Raw genomic sequence first — 18,301 nt, forward strand, 5'->3', positions numbered from 1 at the left:
ATCCGAGCGTTTTGCATGGGCGGTCATCGTGACCGTCTTCTCGCACATGTGTCACCACAGGTCGAAATTCATGGCAACCGCGATGCGGGCTGACCGGCTGGCATCAGAGGCAGCGGGGTACGTTCACGTTCCCTCGGGTGCTCCATACACGCCAAAGCGAAGTTAATTCCAACACCCCACGCAGCCGCCACTTCGATTACCTGGCGGGGTGGCAGCACTTATGCCCCACCGTCCAGAATTCCCCGGCTCCCGACAGTCCAGCCCATTGGGCATTCTTCAACTCAGGAATTATCCAACCCAAGGCGGGCCAAGTCTCGGTCCCTCACGATCGCCCCCTCCTCGTTCTCCTCCTCGGCTGCAGGACGTAGGGCGGCGGGGGTGTACAGCACACTGGCGGCCGTCAGCACGAAGGCCAGGCCGGTCGCGAAGATGCCGTAGATCAGGTGCTTGGTGTTCTCGATCGCCTCGCCGTACATGGCGGTGACGAACTGGGTCAGCGTGGCCCCGCCAAGGCAGATCATCATCGCCAGGAAGGCACGACGGCGCGGGTTGTCCGGGCTGCGGCGCAGCCACCAGGCTCCACCCACCACGAGCGCGAACTGGAGGCCGAGCACCCAACCGCCGCCGAGGGTCCGCAGGAATCCGGTGTAGAGGGCCAGCCGGTGCTCCTGGGCACCGGCCGGCTTGCCCGCGCTGACGGGGTAAGAGCCGAGGTTATCCGGCCGGGAGGCGGCGAAGTCGTCCAGCCCGCCGTCGGCGATCCGGAGGGCGACGCCGGGGTGCTTAGCCAGGTAGGTGCCGATGTTGGCGTAGGTGATGCGGTCCTTCACCTCGGGCCAGCGGGGATCCTTCTGGGGCGCCTTCTCGCCCCACCAGTTCAGCCCGGCGTACTGGCCGAAGTCGGCGGGGAGGCCGAGCTCGACGGCGTCCTTGGCCGGGTCGGGGCTCTTGCCCATGATCCCGACGAAGATCATTTCGGTCCGGTTGATCTCCTTGAACGCCTCCATCTGGAACACAAGCGTGTGCGTGCCCGCCGCGCCGATCACCAATGCGGCCGCGAGGGGGAGCACCCGGGCGGAGAACCGGCCGGCGAGCCGGCCGACCGGCACCTTGAAGAAGAGAAGGAGCGCCAGGAGGGGCACGGCCATGGTGAGGGCCTGCATCTTGGAGCCCACCAGAGTGACCGACCCGATGGTGAACAGCAGCAGCCCGCCGAGCCGAGCCCGGGGCGAACCGCCAAGATGGACCGCGCCAACAGTGGCGAAGAGCAGCCCGGTCAGCCCAGCCAGCTCACTGAACGGCGAGGCCGCGTACCCCGCCACCACCGAGTCCCCGACCACCAGGAACAGCGCGCCGCAGACCAGCAGGCGCAGCAGGATCGGGCCCCGCAGGGCAACGGCGAAGACCGCGAAGGCCACCCCCACGAGGGCGCACCAGAGCAATGCCTGGGCCCGGAGGTCGAGCGCTCCCGGATAGCCGAGCAGCTGGCTCAGCGGCCGGGCCAGCATGGGCATCCACTTGCCGCTGCCCGGGTAGGTGTTCTCGGACGTGCACGCCTCTGGCTTGGCCTGGTCATACCGGAAGTTGGCGTAGTGGAACCACCACCAGGACCCCTTGTCGAGGTGGACGGAGGTGTCGAGGGCACACATCCGGGACGGACCGTCACCGTTGTCCGCCATCCCGATCGGGCCGTTGTGGAAGATCCGGACGGCCATGGCCACGGCAGCAGCCAGACCGACCAGCGGCCCGAACAACCACCACCGCCCGATTTGTCCCGCTATTCGTACATGCGCTCTCTGCTCACTCACCGGCACATTTTAGTCCACCTTTACCCAGCGTCCGCCTCGCCGCTGGCCGCGGGGATGACCCGTTCCCCGTACGCGTCGATGGTGGCTTCCCGGGCGTCGTGCATGCCGTAGACGGCGAACTGGTCGACGCCCAAGTCGCGCAGGGCCTTCAGCTTCTCGATGTGGGCCTCGGCGGGGCCCAGGAGGCAGAAGCGGTCGACGATCTCGTCCGGGACGAAGTCGGTGGACGGGTTCCCGGCGCGGCCGTGGTGGCTGTAGTCGTAGCCCTGGCGGGCCTTGATGTACTCGGTCAGCTCGTCCGGGACCATGCCCGAGTGCTCGCCGTAGCGGGAGACCAGGTCGGCGACGTGGTTGCCGACCATGCCGCCGAACCAGCGGCACTGGTCGCGGGCGTGGGCCAGGTCGGCCACGGAGTCGTCGGCCGTGACGTAGGCGGGGGCCGCCACGCAGATGGTGATGGACGAGGGGTCGCGGCCGGCCTCCGATGCCGCGTCGCGGACCGCCTTGACCATCCATTCCGTGAGGAAGGGGTCGGCGAGCTGGAGAATGAACCCGTCGGCCTTCTGTCCGGTGAGGGCGAGGGCCTTGGGGCCGTACGCGGCCATCCAGACGGGGAGCCTGCCCTCCTTGATCCACGGGATGCGGATCGGGTTGCCGTCGACGACCGCCTCGCGGCCTTCGGCGAGATCCCGGATGACCTCGATGGCCTCGCCGAGGCGGGCGAGGGTGTTGGGGGCCCGGCCGGCGACCCGCATCGCCGAGTCGCCGCGGCCGATCCCGCAGACGGTGCGGTTGCCGTACATGTCGTTGAGGGTGGCGAAGGTGGAGGCGGTGACCTCCCAGGTGCGGGTGCCCGGGTTGGTGACCATGGGGCCGACGTGCAGCTTCTGCGTGTTGGCGAGGATCTGGCTGTAGATGACGAACGGTTCCTGCCACAGCACGGCCGAGTCGAAGGTCCAGCCGTAGCGGAAGCCGTTGCGCTCCGCGCGTTTCATGAGGCTGACGACCTGGGAGGCGGGCGGGTCGGTTTGCAGGACGAGGCCGAAGTCCATGGCGGCTCCTTGCTGCTTGCGGGCTTACAAGTACTGGCAGGTGGAGCGGGGGACGAAGGCCCCGTGGCCGGCCCGGCCGGTGTACTCGCGCCGGTCGATGACGAGCTCCCCGCGCGAGAGGACCGTGTCGACGCGTCCGGTGATCCGCCTGCCCTCGTACGCCGAGTAGTCCACGTTCATGTGGTGGGTCTCGGCGGAGATGACCTGCTCGGCGTGCGGATCGTAGAGGACGATGTCGGCGTCGGAGCCCGGCGCGATGGTGCCCTTCTGCGGGTAGAGGCCGAACATCCGGGCCGGGGTCGCGCAGGCGATCTCGATCCAGCGGCGGCGGCTGATGTGCCCGTCCAGGACGGCCTGGTGGAGGAGGTCCATCCTGTTCTCCACCCCCGGCAGGCCGTTGGGGATCTTCGAGAAGTCGCCGCGGCCCAGCTCCTTCTGCCCGCGGAAGCAGAACGGGCAGTGGTCGGTGGACACCACCTGGAGGTCGTTCGTGCGCAGGCCCCGCCACAGGGCGGCCTGGTGCTCGCGCGGGCGCAGCGGGGTGGAGCAGACGTACTTGGCGCCCTGGAAGTCCGGCTCCGCCAGGTTGTCGGTGGAGAGGAAGAGGTACTGGGGGCAGGTCTCGCCGAAGACCGGCAGCCCCTTGTCCCGGGCCGCCGCGAGCTCCGCGACCGCCTCCTCCGCCGACACGTGGACCACGTACAGCGGGGAGCCCGCGACCCGGGCCAGCTGGATCGCCCGGTGCGTGGCCTCGGCCTCCAGGAGGACCTTGCGCACCTCGCCGTGGTGGCGGGGGTCGGTCTCCCCGCGTGCCAGGGCCTGCTCGACGAGCACGTCGATCGCGATGCCGTTCTCGGCGTGCATCATGATCAGCCCGCCGTTGCCGGAGGCCCGCTGCATCGCGCGCAGGATCCGGCCGTCGTCGCTGTAGAACACGCCGGGGTAGGCCATGAAGAGCTTGAAGGAGGTGACCCCCTCGCCGACGAGGTGGTCCATCTCCTTCAGGGTCCCCTCGTTGACGTCCGAGAGGATCATGTGGAAGGCGTAGTCGACGGCGCACTTGCCGTCGGCCTTGTCGTACCAGGTGTCGAGCCCCTCGCGCAGGGAGCGGCCCACGCTCTGCACGGCGAAGTCGACGATGGTGGTCGTGCCGCCCCAGGCCGCCGCCCGGGTCCCCGTCTCGAAGGTGTCCGAGGCCGCCGTGCCGCCGAAGGGCAGCTCCATGTGGGTGTGCGCGTCGACGCCGCCCGGGATCACGTACTTCCCGGTGGCGTCGATCGTGCGGTCGGCCGTCCAGGCACCGGCGGCCGCCGAGCCGTGCGCGGCCAGGGCCGCCACCCGGCCGTCCTCGATCAGGACGTCGGCGTGGAGCTCGTCGGCCGCGGTGACGACCAGGCCGCCGCTGATCAGCGTACGGATGCTCATGTACGTCCCCCTACTGGATGCTGCTCAGCGCCTGTTCGAGGATCTCGGCGCCCTCTTCCGCCTCGGCGACGGTGAGGGTGAGCGGCGGCGCGATGCGCAGCACGCTGGTGTCGTGTCCGCCGCCCTTGCCGAGGAGCAGCCCGCGCTCCCGGGCGGCTTCCAGCACGGCGGCGGCCGCCTGCGGGTCGGCCTGGTCGGTGCCCGGCTTCGTCAGTTCGATGCCGGCCATCAGGCCCCGGCCGCGGACCTCCCGTACGGCGGGCACGGAGGCGGTGACGGCGCGCAGCCGCTCCAGGAGGAGGCCGCCGACGCGGCGGGCGTTGCCCTGGAGGTCGTGGTCCAGCAGGTAGGCGAGGTTGGCGAGGCCGGCCGCCATGGTGACCGGGGAGCCGCCGAAGGTGGAGATGGAGTTGGAGTCGAGGCAGTTCATCACCTCGGCGCGGGCCACGACACCGCCGATGGACATGCCGTTGCCGATGCCCTTGGCGAAGGTCAGGATGTCCGGCGGGCCGCTCTGGGCGTGGGCCTGCCAGCCCCAGAAGTTGTCGCCGGTGCGGCCCCAGCCGGTCTGCACCTCGTCGCTGATCCACAGGATGCCGTGCCGGTCGAGGACCTCGCGGAAGGCCCCGTACAGCCCGTCGGGAGGGGAGGTGAACCCGCCGACTCCCTGGACCGGTTCGGCGATGAGCGCGGCCACTCCCCCGCGCGCCTGGCCCAGTACGTCTTCCAGGTCGGCGACGGCCGCTGCGGTGAAGGCGGTGTCGTCGAGGCCGGCGAAGGGGCCGCGGGTGCGGACCGCGCCGTGGACGTAGTAGGTCTGGAGCGGGGAGAGGCTGGTCGGGGACCAGCCCCGGTTGCCGGTGATCGAGACGGTGGAGAAGGACCTGCCGTGGTAGCTGTTGCGCATCGCCAGGATCTGGTTGGAGCGGCGGTACGTGGTGGCGAGCAGCAGGGCGGTGTCGTTGGCCTCGGTGCCGGAGGTGGTGAAGAAGACCCGGGCGTCGGGGATGCCGGACAGGGCGGCGACCCGTTCGGCCAGCTCGATCATGGGCCGGTTGAGGTACAGGGTGGAGGAGTGGATGATCCGCCCGGCCTGTTCGGCGACGGCCTTGGTGACCTCGGGCAGGGCGTGGGCGGTCATCGTGGTGAGGATGCCGCCGAAGAAGTCGAGGTAGCGGTTGCCGTCGGCGTCCCAGACGTGGCGGCCCTCGCCGTGCGTGAGCTCGATGGGGCGGTCGTAGTAGAGCGCGAGCCAGTCGGGCAGGACGGTGCGGTGGCGGCTGTGCAGCGGGATGGGGTTGGTCACGGCTGTACGAGTCCTCCGTAGGCGTCGGGGCGGCGGTCGCGGTAGAAGGCCCACTGGTCGCGGACCTCCTTGATCAGGTCGAAGTCCAGGTCGCGGACGAGGAGTTCCTCCTCCTTGTCGCTGGCGACCTCGCCGACGAACTGGCCGCGCGGGTCGACGAAGTAGCTGGTTCCGTAGAAGTCGTTGTCGCCGTACTCCTCCTGGCCGACGCGGTTGATGGCGGCGACGAAGTACTCGTTGGCGACGGCGGAGGCGGGCTGTTCCAGCTGCCACAGGTACGCCGACAGGCCCCGGGAGGTGGCGGAGGGGTTGTAGACCAGCTGGGCCCCGCCCAGGCCGAGTTGGCGCCAGCCCTCAGGGAAGTGGCGGTCGTAGCAGATGTAGACGCCGACCTTGCCGACGGCGGTGTCGAAGACGGGCCAGCCGAGGTTGCCGGGGCGGAAGTAGTACTTCTCCCAGAAGCCCTTGACCTGCGGGATGTGGTGTTTGCGGTACTTGCCGAGGTAGCTGCCGTCGGCGTCGATGACGGCGGCGGTGTTGTAGTAGAAGCCCTCGCTCTCCAGCTCGAAGACCGGGACGACGATCACCATGCCGGTCTCGCGGGCCAGCTCCTGCATCCGGCGCACGGTGGGGCCGTCGGGGACGGGCTCGGCCCAGCGGTAGTGCTCGGGTTCCTGGACCTGGCAGAAGTAGGGGGCGTTGAACACCTCCTGGAAGCCGATGATCTTCGCGCCCTGGGCGGCCGCCCGGCGGGCGTGCGCCTCGTGCTTGGCGATCATCGACTCGGTGTCTCCGGTCCAGGTGGCCTGGACGAGTGCGGCGCGGACGACTTGGGCCATGAGCTGCTCCTCGCGACGGGAACGCCGGCTTCTACGCACGTAGACGGTGTGCGTAGGGAGTCGAAGGTAGGCCTCGTCACAGCGCGGGGCAAGACCGCCTTGCGCAATTGGAGTAGTCGATCACGTTACGTCGTCACGTGGGCGTTTGCGGTCAGCAGACGGGCGGTTCACGCCACCGGGATTCCCGCGACCCGCAGGGCGTGCGCCAGGTCGCGGTGGCGGGTGGAGGACAGGGCCCGGGCCGCGCGCAGGAGCCGGGGGGCGAACCAGTGCGGGTCCCGGCGGGCCAGGCCGGCCGCCTCCTCGGCGGTGCGCAGCCGGACGAAGGCGGCCAGCAGGGCCTGGGCCTCGCGGTCCCGGCCGGCCGCGCCGAGGGCGAGGGCGGCTTCGGCGACCTCGGCGGCGGGGCGGGCCACGCCCTGGCGCAGCAGCCCGTCGCAGTCGGCCTCCCGGCCCGCCTCGCCGAGGGCGGCGGCGGCTGCGGCAAGCCGGTCGGGCGGGAGCGAGGCCGCCTCCCAGAGCAGGGTGGCCCAGTCGGCGGCGAGACCCGCGCGGGCGAGCTCGGCGGCGAGGGCGGGCAGTTCGGCGGCGGGCCAGGCGGCGGCCTCGCAGAGCAGGGCGTGGGCCTCGCCGCTGCGGCCCTGGGCGCGCAGCGCGAGCAGCTCGGCGGTGAACCCGCCCCGGGGGCCGCCCTCCGGGGTGCCGGCGGGTACGTCCCACACGGAGGACTCGTCGGGGTCGGGCGCGGCCGGGGCCACCGGGACGGCGTGCGCGCCCGGCTCCCCGTCCGGCGGCACCGGGGTGCGCGTGGGCGGTGCGGCCAGGTGTGCGAAGCGGGCGCCGCGCGGGGCCGGTGCGGGGAGCTCCGGGACGCCGGCGGCCGGGGGCCCGGGGGGCGCCGCCGCGGCGGCCGGCGGCGCGCCCGCGTACCGGGCGCCCCCGGCGCGCCGGGCTCCGCGCAGCCACCGCCCGCCCTCCGGCTGCGCCGGGACGGCGGGCAACGGCTCGGTCCCCGGCCCCTGCTGCGGCACCGGGCCGGGGTGCGGCGGCTCCGGCCGGGGCCCCGGCTGCGCGTGCGGCACCGGCCCGTGGGGCGGCGCCGGGCTGCGCTCCGGCTGCGGCCCCGGCCGCGCATGCGGCCCCGAGCTCGGCTGCAACCCTGGCCCCGGCTGCGGCGCCGGCTCTTGGTGCTGCGGCCCCGACTGCGCGTGCGCCCCCGGGCTCGGCTGCGACCCCAGGCTCAGCCGTGGCCCTGCCCCCGGCCGCGACTCCTGCCCCGGCCCGTGTAGCGGTGCCGGATGCGGCTCCGGCTGCGCGTGCGCCCCCCGGCTCGGCTGCGCCCCCGGCCCGTGCGACAGCCACGGCTCCGGGGACAGGGCCGCCATCCGGGACTCCAGGTCCGCGTACCGCGCGGCGGCGCGGGCGGCGTCGTCGCGGGTCCAGGCCAGCTCCCGGTTCAGCGCGGCCGCCTCCGCCGGGTCCGCGGCGGAGGCGAGCCGGGCGGTCAGGGTCCGCAGGGCCCGGTCCAGGGCGGCCCGCTGCCCGGCGGCGGTGTCGAGCAGGGTCCGCAGCTCCCCCGCGCCGCCCGGCACGGCGTCCCACGCGGCGACCGCGGCGGCCCGCAGCGAGGCCGCGTACGCCGCCTCGCCGGCCGGGCCGCCCGGCTCGCCCGGCAGGTCGCCGAGCAGCGATTCCAGTACGTCCCACGGCGGCACCGCGACCCCGTCGAGGCAGGCGCGCATCCCCTCCGGGTCCCGCCGCAGGAACTCCCCGTACCAGCCGGCTCCGGGATCCAGTCTCTGCGTCAACCCCCGCAGGTAGTCCGTGAGTTGCCCGATCACCAGCGCAGTCGGCGTCTCCATGCACGCATTGCATCCCACCCGTGTTACGGGCGGGCTACGGAAATCTCAATCCTTGACGGCGAACCTGCGTCCACAGCGCCCCGGCCGGCCGTGAGGGAGCCCGCCGCCGGGCCGAGGGCGCCGGTCCGCGCCCCCGGGGTCGAGCAGGCGGCGGCCAGCAGGCCGGCCGCGAGGAGGGCGCCGAGGAGTGCGAGGCCGAGGCGTTTCGCTGCGTTCATCACTGACACGCCTTCACCGCTTCCCGGGTTCGGGAACCTCCAACGCCCATTGGGCCGTCCGGCCGCCGGACACGCCCGTGGAAGGTGCCGGCGTCTCGGCCGACTGCCGCACCGGGGGCCGGGCGGTCAGGCCGGCACGAGCGCGCAGCGCCGTACGACCTCGTCCAGGGAGAGCCCGAGGGCCTCGGCCAGGGCGGCGACCGTGAAGAAGGCGGGGGTGGGCGCCCGGCCGGTCTCGATCTTGCGGAGGGTCTCGGCGGAGAGGCCGGCGCCGGCCGCGACCTCGACCATGCTGCGGCCGGCGCGCGCTTCGCGCAGCAGGGCGCCCAGGCGCTCGCCGCGCTCGCGCTCTTCGGGTGTCAGTGGGGTGCGGACCATGCCCCCATCCTACCCCGCACGCCAATAACTATCCCGGTAAACTAATACCGGTATAGTTATTGGCATGGTGCAGCTGAAGACAGACAGATCGATCGACGAGATGCGCGCGGCCGGCCGGGTGGTGGCGCACGCCCTGGCGGCCGTACGCGGGGCCGCCCGGGTCGGGGTGTCCCTGCTGGAGCTGGACGCGGTGGCCCGCTCGGTGCTGCGCGAGGCCGGCGCCACCTCCCCCTTCCTCGGCTACCGGCCGCACTTCGCGCCGGTGCCCTTCCCGGCCGTGGTCTGCGCCTCGGTCAACGACGCGATCGTCCACGGCGTCCCGGACGGCTACCGGCTGCGCGACGGGGACCTCGTGAGCATCGACTGCGGGGCGAAACTGCGCGGCTGGGTCGGGGACGCGGCCGTCAGCTTCACCGTCGGCCGCCCCCGCCCCGAGGACCTGCGCCTCGTCGAGACCGCCGAGCGGGCCCTCGCCGCCGGCATCGCCGCCGCCGTGCCCGGGAACCGGATCGGCGACATCGCCCACGCCATCGGCACCGTCTGCCGCTCCGCCGGGTACGGCATCCCCGAGGGCTTCGGCGGCCACGGCGTGGGCCGCGGGATGCACGAGGACCCCGGCGTCCCCAACGAGGGACCGCCGGGACGCGGCATGAAGCTGCGCCCCGGCATGGTCATCGCGATCGAGCCGATGCTGATCGCGGGCGGTGGGGACGACTACGTCTGCGACCCGGACGGCTGGACCCTGCGCACCACCGACGGCTCCCGCGCAGCCCACGCCGAGCACACGGTCGCGATCACCGCCCGCGGCCCGAGGATCCTCACCGCCCTCTAGGCCTGGCCTTTCGGATCGGGCCGGATCGTCAGCGCCCGGCCGGCTCCGGGACCGCTTCGAGTGCCGAGATCTCGGCGAGGGACAGGTGCAGCCCCTCGTGCAGGAAGCGGACGATCGTCCAGTGCGGCAGGATCCCCTCGTCCATGGGGCCGAACTCCGCGCAGTACAGCGGGATCCAGCGCAGCGCCTCCTCGACGGCCTGCTCACGCCCGGGCTCGGCCTGGTACTCCTCGTACCCGATGCTGCGGTGGTGGACGAAGAAGCCTCCCGGGAGCCGGTCCTCGCACAGCGTGCGGTACTCGCGGGTCTGGAGGACGAGGTAGTGCCAGATCTCGTCGACGTCCTGCTCGACGGGCAGGAACAGCCCGCCGAGCCGGTCGGGGTGGGCGGAGACGAGGTAGAGGTGGCGCAGGCATTCCAGCACCTGGCGTTCGGCGTAAGGCCGTTCGGCGCCGGTGCGGCGTTCGGCGTACCGCACCGCCTCCTCGTGGAGCGGCTCACCCAGCAGGGCGCGCAGTGCTTCGGGCGTCACACGGGGGCTCATGCGGTGTCTCCTCGGGGGTCTGCGGCCGGCAGGTCCGGGCCGGTGGCGGTCGCCAGCCAGGCGTACTTGCCCGACGCGCCGATCGGCAGGTGGGTGGCGTGCCCGGTGCCGCACGGGCGTCCGGTGAGGGTGGTGAGCCGGGCGGCGAGCGCCGCGGCCGGTTCGGCGGGGAGCGGCCGTCCGTCGAAGGTGGTGTAGCGCAGGAGCGCCGGGGAGCCGGGGCCGCCGCCCGCTTCGAGGCGGTAGAGGAAGACCTCCGGGGCGGTCGCGGCCACGTGCTCGTCGAGGTCGGCTTGGGCGACGGGGCCGTGCGGGGTTTCCAGCAGTTCCTTCTCGCGCCCGCAGAAGGCGACCACCTTCGCCGGGTCGGTACTGCCGTCCGAGGTGCGGACGCAGTCGCCGGAGCGGTAGCGCACCAGTGGCATGTACGGGTTGCGGATGCTGGTGACGATCAGGCTCTGGATCCCGCTGCCGGGTGCCACCGGGACGAGCTCGATGCCCATGCGGTCCAGGTAGGGGTGGTAGCGGCCGTGCCGGTCGCTGTAGTAGAGGTAGCCCAGCTCGGTGCTGCCGAAGAGGTCGATCACCGGTGTGCCGAACCGCTGCGTGAGGTACCGCCGGACGTTGGCCGGGGTGTATTCGTACGCGGTGACGATACTGGCCGGCCGGGGGAACGCCTCCGGCGTCCACAGGCCGAACTCCGCGGCGCGGTGCACCAGGTGGGCGAGGTGGTACCCGGAGCAGTCCAGGTGGTAGGCCCCGTCGGGGTGCGCGGCGCAGACCTCGCACATCTCGGCCAGCATCCGTTCGACATCGGCCCGGTCCCAGTGCGCGGGGTCGAGGCGGGTGTTGAGGTACAGGGTGCGCTCGTCGAGCCTGCGGTCCTCCAGCGTCGGCGAGGCGGCCGGTTCGGTGCCGTTGCGGCGGGCGTTGACGCGGGCCACGTGCTCGGTGGCCAGGACCGTGGTCAGCGAGACCCTCCGGCAGCCGCTCTCCCACGTCTTCGCCAGGTCGGGGTGCTCCGCCCACAGCCGGTAGTAGGAGCGCAGCAGGAAGTACGGCGGCCGGATGAGCTGCATCCGGGCGTGGTGGGTGCCGGTCGACCAGACGTACTCGGCTTCGCCGGCCCGGAGGGCGGCGGCCAGGCGCGGGGTCATCCAGTTGTCCGGGAAGCCCCGGGCGATCTCGGGCTTCTCCAGGATGGGGAAGGCACCTTGGTCGAGGGCGGAACGGTAGACCGGGATGTCCCGGACGCAGTCGATGACGTCGGGGACCGGGAGGCCCTCCGAGTGCGGGATGCCGGTCGGGGTGGTTGTGCCGTCCATGGCCACTTTCGGTCGGGGGCGTGAGGGGGGTCGACCGGGGTGCGGGCCCCGGGCCGGGCGGGCGGGGGCCGTTCCCCCCGCCGCGCCCCGGCCCGACGGCCCGTCACCTCGGTGGACGGGCTCGATCGGACGCTTCAGGAGATGCAGCCGGCCTTGCCGGCCAGGCTGATGCAGCCCTCCTTGGGCGAGGCGCTGATGCACCCGTCCTTCGCGCCCTGGACGGAGTTGGCCTCGACCCAGCGGTGCCAGACGTCGTCCTGGGTCATCGTGCGGATGAGCTGCTCCATGGCAATACCTCCGGTAATGGGGAGAGAGCGCGGCGCATATCGTCATCCGCCGCTCCACGAAGTTAAAGAACAGGGCAATGGACGGTCAAGGGAAGACAAAGGGATGGCGCGTAACGGGCAGAGAGGGGCCGAAAAGAGTGACGTCTCCGCAACCTTGTTCGGGCGCGGATTCCGAATCCGTGATCGAATCCGAGCTTTTTCGCCGCCCACATGCCGAAGGCCGGGCCGTGGACCGGCGCCGGCCTCGGAATTCCGGTCGGTCAGGTTCTCGCGAGTGCCCCGATGGTGGCCCCGCGCTGTTGTGCCCAGTTCTCCAGGGTGATGCGGCAGGCGTGGTCGAGGTGCCGCAGTTCCGAGAGGTCGAGTTCCACGGGGTGGCCCGCGGGGAGCGCTTCGAGGGTTTCGAGCATGTGGGGCAGGCGCAGGAAGGTGGCGGACCCCGTGAGGGTGACGAGGAACCGGCCGTCGGTCGTCTCGTGGACGCCCAGCTGCACGTGGGAGGTCTCCCAGGCGCTCTTGCCCACCGCGAGGGCGATGCCGAGGAGGACGCCTTCGAACATGCTCGTGGTGATGATGGCGATCGCGGTGGCGGCCAGGACGACGACCTCGCCCCGGTGCGAGCGCCACAGGGGCGGCAGGTCCTTGACGGGGATGAGTTTGCAGCCCGCGTGCACGAGGACACCGGCGAGCGCGGCCAGGGGGATGACGCCGATCGCGGCGGGAAGGAGCGCGGCGAAGAGCACGAGCCACAGGCCGTGCAGGATGCGGGAGAGCTTCGTCCGGGCGCCCGCCTGGACGTTGGCGGCGCTGCGCACGATGACGGCGGTCAGGGGGAGGGCGCCGAACACTCCGCAGACGGCGTTGCCCGCGCCCTGCGCCATCAGCTCCTTGTCGAAGTCGGTGCGCGGTCCGTCGTGCATCCGGTCGACGGCCGCGGCGCTGAAGAGGCTCTCGGCCGACGCGATCAGGGCGAAGGCGATGACCGTGCCGATGACGGAGAGGCTGCCCAGTGCGGCGAAGTCGGACATCCCCGGGGGCTGGATCGCCGAGACCAGTCCCTGTACGTCGACACGGGGGACCGACCAGCCGGCCGCCGCGGTGACGCCCGTGGCCAGGGCGACCGCGGCCAGCGGAGCGGGGACCGCCTGGACCCGGGCCGGGAGCTTCTTCCACAGGACGAGGACGGCGATCGTACCCGCCCCGACGGCGAAGGCGGTCAGGGCCCGGCCTGAGCCTGCGATCTCGACGGCCAGGCCCGGCAGACCGGTGATCTTCTCGAATCCGGAGCGGGGCTGCTTGGCGTCGGCCATGGTGTAGAGCTGCCCGAAGATCAGCACCAGCCCGATTCCCACGAGCATCCCCTGCACGACCGCGACCGTGATGGCACGGAAGAAGCGGCCGAACCGGAATGCGCCCAGGAGGAGTTGGATCAGGCCGGCGGCCAGGACGATGGGGCCCAGGGCGCCGAGGCCGAACTCCTGGACTGCCTCGAAGACCAGGACGGTCAGGCCGGCGGCCGGGCCGCTGACCTGGAGGGAGCTGCCGGGCAGGAAGCCGACGACCAGGCCGCCGACGATACCGGTGATCAGCCCGAGTTCGGCGGGCACCCCGGAGGCGACGGCGACGCCCACGCACAGGGGCAGGGCGACCAGGAAGACGACGAGGGAGGCCAAGGCGTCACGCCGCAGATGAGGGGGCTTTTTCAGGGTGAAGGACATCAGCGGACTTCCTCGCGTGACCAAAGCGGAAGGGGTGGCGTACCGGGCGGCCCATGGGTCGGGCGGATGCGGATCACAGCGGCCGGAAGGAGTCGTCGTGCGGTACGTACTGCCGCACGGCTCCGGTGTGGACCTCGTAGTACCAGGCGTGGACCCCCAGGGTGCCGTCCGCCACCCGCTCCGCGACGCACGGGTGCGTGTGCAGCCGCTCCAGTTGGGCCACCGCGTGGCGCTGGACGGCCTCGGCGAGGTCCGGGGCGAGGGGTGCGGTGGTCTCGGGCTGGACGGCCGCGTGCTCCAGCCAGCCCCGTACGGCGGGCAGGCCGGCGAGGTCGCCCCCGCTCATCAGGGCGTTGACCGCGCCACAGTGTGAGTGCCCGCACACGATGACGTCGCGGACCCCGAGCACCCTTACCGCGTACTCGATGGTGGCCGTCTCGGCGGCCGGGCGGTGGCTGCGGTAGTCGGGCACGATGTTGCCCGCCGTGCGGAGCTCGAACAGTTCACCCGGGCGGGCGCCGGTGAACAGGGACGGCACCACGCGGGAGTCGGAGCAGGTGATGAACAGCGCTTGGGGACTCTGCCCGGTGCCGAGAACGGTGAACTCCTCGGCACGTTCCGCCACATGGGCGGCAAAGGACCGTGCGTGGTCGACCAGGGACTTCATGGTGGCCTTTCTCCTGCGCCCACGGCCATGGGGGAGCCGGGCGCGGTGTGTTCAGGTCATCAGTCGATGGGTGTACCGGCGCATACCGAGGGCGCACGCCGGTGCCTCCGCGTCATCGTCGACACGGTGAGGTGACGGGAGGTGATTCGAAACGGGCCGACACTCGCGCCTATAGCGCAACGGCAGGACGCCAACGGGTGCGCTTGACGACCACGCGAGCACCTCTTTGCCTGGAGATTACCTCAGGGCCGGGGTTCAAGTCACCGTCGCATAATGGCCAAGTGGCGCCCGCATGCGGGAATGTGGCGCGTTCATCACGGTGTCGCAAGGCCCGGTGATATCCGGCCAGGGAAATGGGAAAAAGCCGTACGAGCGAATACCGCCCCTTCCCGTGACGCCTGGAGTGCACCAGGATGTCGCTCCTGTGCCAGGCGTCTCCGCCGCCACCACGCCCCCATGACCCACGCCGCCCTCGGGGAGGGAATCCGATGGACGACACCTCCGCCCGCCCGATCGACGCCGTCGTGGTCGGGGCCGGGCTCTCCGGCCTCTACCAGCTGTACAGGCTGCGCGGACTCGGCCTGGAGGCAGTCGCCTTCGAAGCGGGGGACGACATCGGCGGTACCTGGTACTGGAACCGGTACCCCGGTGCGCGCTGCGACGTCGAGAGCATGTCGTACTCGTACTCCTTCTCCCCCGAACTGGACCAGGAGTGGGAGTGGAGCGAGCGCTACGCGTCCCAGCCGGAGATCCTGCGCTACGTCCACCACGTCGCCGACCGCTTCGGCCTGCGCGAGCACGTCAGCCTGCGCACCCGCGTCACCCGCGCCGCGTACGACGAGGACCGGCACACCTGGCAGGTCGCCACGGACACCGGCCGGACCGTCACCGCCCGGTTCCTCGTCCTGGCCTCGGGCTGCATGTCCCGCCCCAAGGACCCGGGGATCCCCGGGGCGGAGAGCTTCAGGGGGGCCGTCCACCACACCGCCCGCTGGCCCCGTGAGGAGGTCTCCTTCGCCGGCCGGCGGGTCGCCGTCATCGGAACCGGCTGCTCCGGTGTCCAGGCCATCCCCGTCATCGCCGGGGAGGCGGCCGCACTCACCGTCTTCCAGCGCACGCCCGCCTATGCGCTCCCGGCCCACAACCGCCCGCTGCGGAGCACGGAGACCGCCGAACTCAAGTCCCGGTACCCGGAGTTCCGCAAGGCCCAGCGGCTCTCCCGGGGCGGGACCGTCTTCGAACCGCCGACGCGGTCGGCCCTGGAGGCGGACGAGGCCGAGCGCACGGCCGCCTACGAAGCCGCCTGGAGCTCGGGGCTGCTCAGCGGACTGCTCCGCACGTACACCGACATCCTGACCGACGCGAAGGCCAACGAGACCGTGGCCGAGTTCGTCCGGTCCAAGATCCGGTCGGTCGTCGCCGACCCGGCGACGGCCGAACTGCTCTCCCCGCGGACCTTCCCGTTCGCGACCAAGCGGCCCTGCCTGGACACCGGCTACTACGCCGCTTACAACCGGCCGCACGTGAGGCTGGTGGACCTGCGCGCGACGCCGATCGAACGGCTCACGCCCCGGGGCGTCCTGACCTCGGACGGGGAACACGTCTTCGACACGATCGTCTTCGCCACCGGCTTCGACGCCTTGACCGGCTCCCAGCTGGCCATCGACATCGTCGGCAAGGCCGGCGTGACGCTCCGGGAGAAGTGGGCGGACGGCCCGCGGCACCATCTGGGGCTCATGTCGGCCGGCTTCCCCAACCTGTTCACCGTCCTCGGCCCCCTCAGCCCGTCCGTCCTCACCAACATCGCGGTGTCCCTGGAGCAGCAGGTGGAGTGGATCACCGACTGCATCGCCCACATGAGGCGGAGCGGCCTCACGGAGATCGACGCGGCCCCGGAGGCCGAGGCGGCCTGGGGCGCCCACGTGGCGGAGGTCGCCGGCCGGACGCTCTACCCGGCCGCGGAATCCTGGTACACGGGAGCGAACGTACCGGGCAAGCCCCGGGTGTTCCTGGCCTACGCGGGCGGGCTGGACCGGTACCGGGCGGAGTGCGACGCCGTGGCCCGGAGCGGATACGACGGCTTCGTGCTCTCCGGCACCTCTTCCTCGTAGACGGCCCTCCGGAACCGGACGCACGGGCCACGCCGCGGGGCGGCGTGGCCCGGAAGACGCGAACGGTCCCGGCGACCGCTACGGCTTCCCGTGCGGCCGCACGACCATCGCCGAGCCGCCGCCCCGGCGGCTGGTCTCGGCCGCCGCCAGCCAGCGGCCGTCCGGCAGCCGCTGGACGCCGGTGGCGGCGCCGATCTCCGGGTTCTGCCGGAAGGCCTGGCCCAGGCCCTCCAGCTCGGCGCGCAGCGGGCTGTTCCACAGGCCCGGCTCCAGCTCGGTGGTGGTCTGGTTGCGCTGGCTGGCGCGCGGGGCCGCGATGGCGTCGACCAGGGGCAGGCCCCGGTCCAGGTGGCCGGTCAGGGTCTGCAGGACGGTGGTGATGATGGTGGCGCCGCCCGGGGAGCCGACCGCGAGGACCGGACGTCCGTGCTCCAGGACGATGGTCGGCGACATGGACGAGCGCGGGCGCTTGCCCGGGCCGGGCAGGTTCGGGTCGGGCACCCCGGGGGCCGCCGGGGCGAAGGAGAAGTCGGTCAGCTCGTTGTTGAGCAGGAAGCCCCGCCCGGGGACGGTGATGGCGCTGCCGCCGGTGGACTCGATGGTCAGGGTGTAGGAGACCACGTTGCCCCAGCGGTCGGCGACCGTCAGGTGGGTGGTGTTCTCCCCCTCGTAGGTGGTGGGGGCGGTCTCGCCCGTGGTCGCGCAGGGGACCGGGTCGCGGGGGTCGCCGGGCGCCAGCGGGCTGGTCAGCGTCCGGTCGGGCCTGATGAGGCAGGCGCGCGTGTCGGCGAACCGCTGCGAGAGCAGCTCCCGGGTGGGCACGGACTCGGCGGCCGGGTCGCCGACCCAGCGTCCCCGGTCGGCGAAGGCGATCCGGGAGGCCTCGATGTACCGGTGCAGGTACTGCGCCTGGGACAGCTCCGACAGGTCGGTGCGCTCCAGGATGTTGAGCGCCTCGCCGACGGTGGTGCCGCCGGAGGAGGACGGCGCCATGCTGTAGACGTCCAGGCCCCGGTAGCCGATCTGCGTCGGGGCCTGCCGCTTGGTGGCGTACGCGCGCAGGTCGGCGGTGGTCAGGTCGCCGGGGCGGACGTTGCGGGTGGCGGCCGGGTCCACGGGGGGCTTGCGGACGGTGTTGACGATGTCCTCGGCGATCGGGCCCCGGTAGAGCGCGCCGGTGCCCTTGCGGGCGAGTTCGGCGTAGGTGGCGGCGAGGTCCGGGTTCTTGAAGGTGGAGCCGACGACGGGCAGTCGTCCGCCGGGCAGGAACAGCTCGCGGGTCGCCGGGAAGTCCTTGAAGCGGTCCTGGTTGGCCTCGGTCTGGGCGCGGAAGGTGCCGTCCACCTTGAAGCCGTCGCGGGCCAGTTTCTCGGCGGGGCGCAGGAGCTGGGCGAGGGGGCGGCTGCCCCAGGCGTCCAGTGCGCTCTTCCAGGTGGCGGGGGTGCCGGGGACCCCGACCGAGCGTCCGCTGGTCTGGCCCTCGGCGAAGGGGATGGGGACGCCGTTCTCCTGGAAGAGGGTGGAGGTGGCCGTGGCGGGCGCGGTCTCGCGGCCGTCGATGGTGTGCACCCGGCGGGAGGAGGCGTCGTAGTAGACGAAGTAGCCGCCCCCGCCGATGCCCGCGGAGTACGGCTCGGTGACCCCGAGCGCGGCGGCGACGGCGACGGCGGCGTCCACGGCATTGCCTCCGGCCCTCAGTACGGCGATGCCGGCGGCGGAGGCGTCGGCGTCGACGCTGGCGACGGCCCCGCCGTAGCCGGCGGCGACCGGGACCTTGGGCGGGGCGGGGGCCTGCTGCGGCGGGGCGGCGGCCCCGGTGGAGACGAGCGCCCCGGCGAGGGCTGCGAACGCTAACTGACGTGCGGCGGAAGCGCGCATCCGGTTCCTCCAGTCGACTGCCTGTCAGACTCAGGGCGGCAGCCTAGCTCC

16 protein-coding genes are annotated in these 18,301 nt (G+C 72.4%); 2 read left to right on the forward strand and 14 right to left on the reverse strand.

Translation table 11 applies throughout. The features are described from left to right. Positions 1 to 281: 281 nt before the first annotated feature. The 8 genes from wsfD to ACZ597_RS16320 all read right to left on the reverse strand — a co-directional run bounded on the left by wsfD (position 282) and on the right by ACZ597_RS16320 (position 8,888). Positions 282 to 1,808, reverse strand: a complete 1,527-nt coding sequence (gene wsfD, locus ACZ597_RS16285) for a glycan biosynthesis hexose transferase WsfD (RefSeq protein ID WP_471329836.1) — start codon at positions 1,806 to 1,808, stop codon at positions 282 to 284. Between the two features lie 20 nt (positions 1,809 to 1,828). Continuing rightward, on the reverse strand, positions 1,829 to 2,860 hold the full coding sequence (locus ACZ597_RS16290) for a TIGR03842 family LLM class F420-dependent oxidoreductase (RefSeq protein WP_471329839.1): 1,032 nt from the start codon (positions 2,858 to 2,860) through the stop codon (positions 1,829 to 1,831). Positions 2,861 to 2,884: 24 nt separating this feature from the next. Further along, complete coding sequence (gene hydA / locus ACZ597_RS16295; RefSeq protein ID WP_471329842.1) at positions 2,885 to 4,285, reverse strand: dihydropyrimidinase; 1,401 nt, start codon at positions 4,283 to 4,285, stop codon at positions 2,885 to 2,887. A gap of 10 nt (positions 4,286 to 4,295) precedes the next feature. Continuing rightward, positions 4,296 to 5,591, reverse strand: coding sequence for an aspartate aminotransferase family protein (locus ACZ597_RS16300; protein WP_471329845.1), 1,296 nt, complete (start codon positions 5,589 to 5,591; stop codon positions 4,296 to 4,298). After that, positions 5,588 to 6,430, reverse strand: coding sequence for a nitrilase-related carbon-nitrogen hydrolase (locus ACZ597_RS16305; protein WP_471329848.1), 843 nt, complete (start codon positions 6,428 to 6,430; stop codon positions 5,588 to 5,590). The genes ACZ597_RS16300 and ACZ597_RS16305 overlap by 4 nt, the downstream gene beginning before the upstream one ends. 167 nt (positions 6,431 to 6,597) lie before the next feature. After that, on the reverse strand, positions 6,598 to 8,292 hold the full coding sequence (locus ACZ597_RS16310) for a hypothetical protein (protein ID WP_471329851.1): 1,695 nt from the start codon (positions 8,290 to 8,292) through the stop codon (positions 6,598 to 6,600). Between the two features lie 23 nt (positions 8,293 to 8,315). Then, complete coding sequence (locus ACZ597_RS16315; RefSeq protein ID WP_471329854.1) at positions 8,316 to 8,510, reverse strand: hypothetical protein; 195 nt, start codon at positions 8,508 to 8,510, stop codon at positions 8,316 to 8,318. Between the two features lie 126 nt (positions 8,511 to 8,636). Beyond that, the gene (locus ACZ597_RS16320) at positions 8,637 to 8,888 is read right to left on the reverse strand and encodes a helix-turn-helix domain-containing protein (protein ID WP_470973867.1); all 252 of its coding nucleotides are present in this window, start codon (positions 8,886 to 8,888) and stop codon (positions 8,637 to 8,639) included. A 64-nt stretch (positions 8,889 to 8,952) separates the two neighbouring features. Between ACZ597_RS16320 and map the strand changes: the two genes are divergently transcribed. After that, positions 8,953 to 9,720 (forward strand): type I methionyl aminopeptidase, encoded by a 768-nt coding sequence (map, locus tag ACZ597_RS16325; protein WP_471329858.1) that lies wholly within the window; start codon positions 8,953 to 8,955, stop codon positions 9,718 to 9,720. Positions 9,721 to 9,748: 28 nt separating this feature from the next. Here the strand turns inward: map and ACZ597_RS16330 are convergent, their stop codons facing one another. From ACZ597_RS16330 to ACZ597_RS16350, 5 genes are all read right to left on the reverse strand, one after another. Then, a complete protein-coding gene (locus ACZ597_RS16330; RefSeq protein ID WP_471329861.1) occupies positions 9,749 to 10,264 on the reverse strand; it encodes a glycine-rich domain-containing protein in 516 nt (171 codons plus the stop codon). Further along, a complete protein-coding gene (locus tag ACZ597_RS16335; RefSeq protein ID WP_471329863.1) occupies positions 10,261 to 11,589 on the reverse strand; it encodes a hypothetical protein in 1,329 nt (442 codons plus the stop codon). Before ACZ597_RS16335 ends, ACZ597_RS16330 begins: the two co-directional genes overlap by 4 nt. A 134-nt stretch (positions 11,590 to 11,723) precedes the next feature. Beyond that, entirely contained in the window at positions 11,724 to 11,876 is a 153-nt protein-coding gene (locus ACZ597_RS16340; protein ID WP_471329865.1) for a hypothetical protein, read from the reverse strand. A gap of 260 nt (positions 11,877 to 12,136) precedes the next feature. Next, a complete protein-coding gene (locus ACZ597_RS16345) occupies positions 12,137 to 13,594 on the reverse strand; it encodes a SulP family inorganic anion transporter (RefSeq protein ID WP_471329867.1) in 1,458 nt (485 codons plus the stop codon). Between the two features lie 73 nt (positions 13,595 to 13,667). After that, positions 13,668 to 14,261, reverse strand: coding sequence for a carbonic anhydrase (locus tag ACZ597_RS16350; RefSeq protein WP_471329870.1), 594 nt, complete (start codon positions 14,259 to 14,261; stop codon positions 13,668 to 13,670). Positions 14,262 to 14,749: 488 nt separating this feature from the next. Between ACZ597_RS16350 and ACZ597_RS16355 the strand changes: the two genes are divergently transcribed. After that, the gene (locus ACZ597_RS16355) at positions 14,750 to 16,372 is read left to right on the forward strand and encodes a flavin-containing monooxygenase (protein WP_471329873.1); all 1,623 of its coding nucleotides are present in this window, start codon (positions 14,750 to 14,752) and stop codon (positions 16,370 to 16,372) included. Between the two features lie 78 nt (positions 16,373 to 16,450). Here the strand turns inward: ACZ597_RS16355 and ggt are convergent, their stop codons facing one another. Next, positions 16,451 to 18,250: a gamma-glutamyltransferase gene (gene ggt / locus ACZ597_RS16360; RefSeq protein ID WP_471329876.1), complete on the reverse strand. Its 1,800-nt coding sequence runs from the start codon at positions 18,248 to 18,250 to the stop codon at positions 16,451 to 16,453. Positions 18,251 to 18,301 lie beyond the last annotated feature (51 nt).

This window comes from Streptomyces sp. NPDC040718, assembly GCF_055593565.1.

Coding starts and splice junctions, on each gene's coding strand:
- ACZ597_RS16290 (WP_471329839.1), bottom strand. CDS start 2,860: ATGGACTTCGGCCTCGTCCTGCAAACCGACCCGCCCGCCTCCCAGGTC.
- hydA (WP_471329842.1), bottom strand. CDS start 4,285: ATGAGCATCCGTACGCTGATCAGCGGCGGCCTGGTCGTCACCGCGGCC.
- ACZ597_RS16305 (WP_471329848.1), bottom strand. CDS start 6,430: ATGGCCCAAGTCGTCCGCGCCGCACTCGTCCAGGCCACCTGGACCGGA.
- ACZ597_RS16310 (WP_471329851.1), bottom strand. CDS start 8,292: ATGGAGACGCCGACTGCGCTGGTGATCGGGCAACTCACGGACTACCTG.
- ACZ597_RS16315 (WP_471329854.1), bottom strand. CDS start 8,510: ATGAACGCAGCGAAACGCCTCGGCCTCGCACTCCTCGGCGCCCTCCTC.
- ACZ597_RS16320 (WP_470973867.1), bottom strand. CDS start 8,888: ATGGTCCGCACCCCACTGACACCCGAAGAGCGCGAGCGCGGCGAGCGC.
- map (WP_471329858.1), top strand. CDS start 8,953: ATGGTGCAGCTGAAGACAGACAGATCGATCGACGAGATGCGCGCGGCC.
- ACZ597_RS16330 (WP_471329861.1), bottom strand. CDS start 10,264: ATGAGCCCCCGTGTGACGCCCGAAGCACTGCGCGCCCTGCTGGGTGAG.
- ACZ597_RS16335 (WP_471329863.1), bottom strand. CDS start 11,589: ATGGACGGCACAACCACCCCGACCGGCATCCCGCACTCGGAGGGCCTC.
- ACZ597_RS16340 (WP_471329865.1), bottom strand. CDS start 11,876: ATGGAGCAGCTCATCCGCACGATGACCCAGGACGACGTCTGGCACCGC.
- ACZ597_RS16345 (WP_471329867.1), bottom strand. CDS start 13,594: ATGTCCTTCACCCTGAAAAAGCCCCCTCATCTGCGGCGTGACGCCTTG.
- ACZ597_RS16350 (WP_471329870.1), bottom strand. CDS start 14,261: ATGAAGTCCCTGGTCGACCACGCACGGTCCTTTGCCGCCCATGTGGCG.
- ACZ597_RS16355 (WP_471329873.1), top strand. CDS start 14,750: ATGGACGACACCTCCGCCCGCCCGATCGACGCCGTCGTGGTCGGGGCC.
- ggt (WP_471329876.1), bottom strand. CDS start 18,250: ATGCGCGCTTCCGCCGCACGTCAGTTAGCGTTCGCAGCCCTCGCCGGG.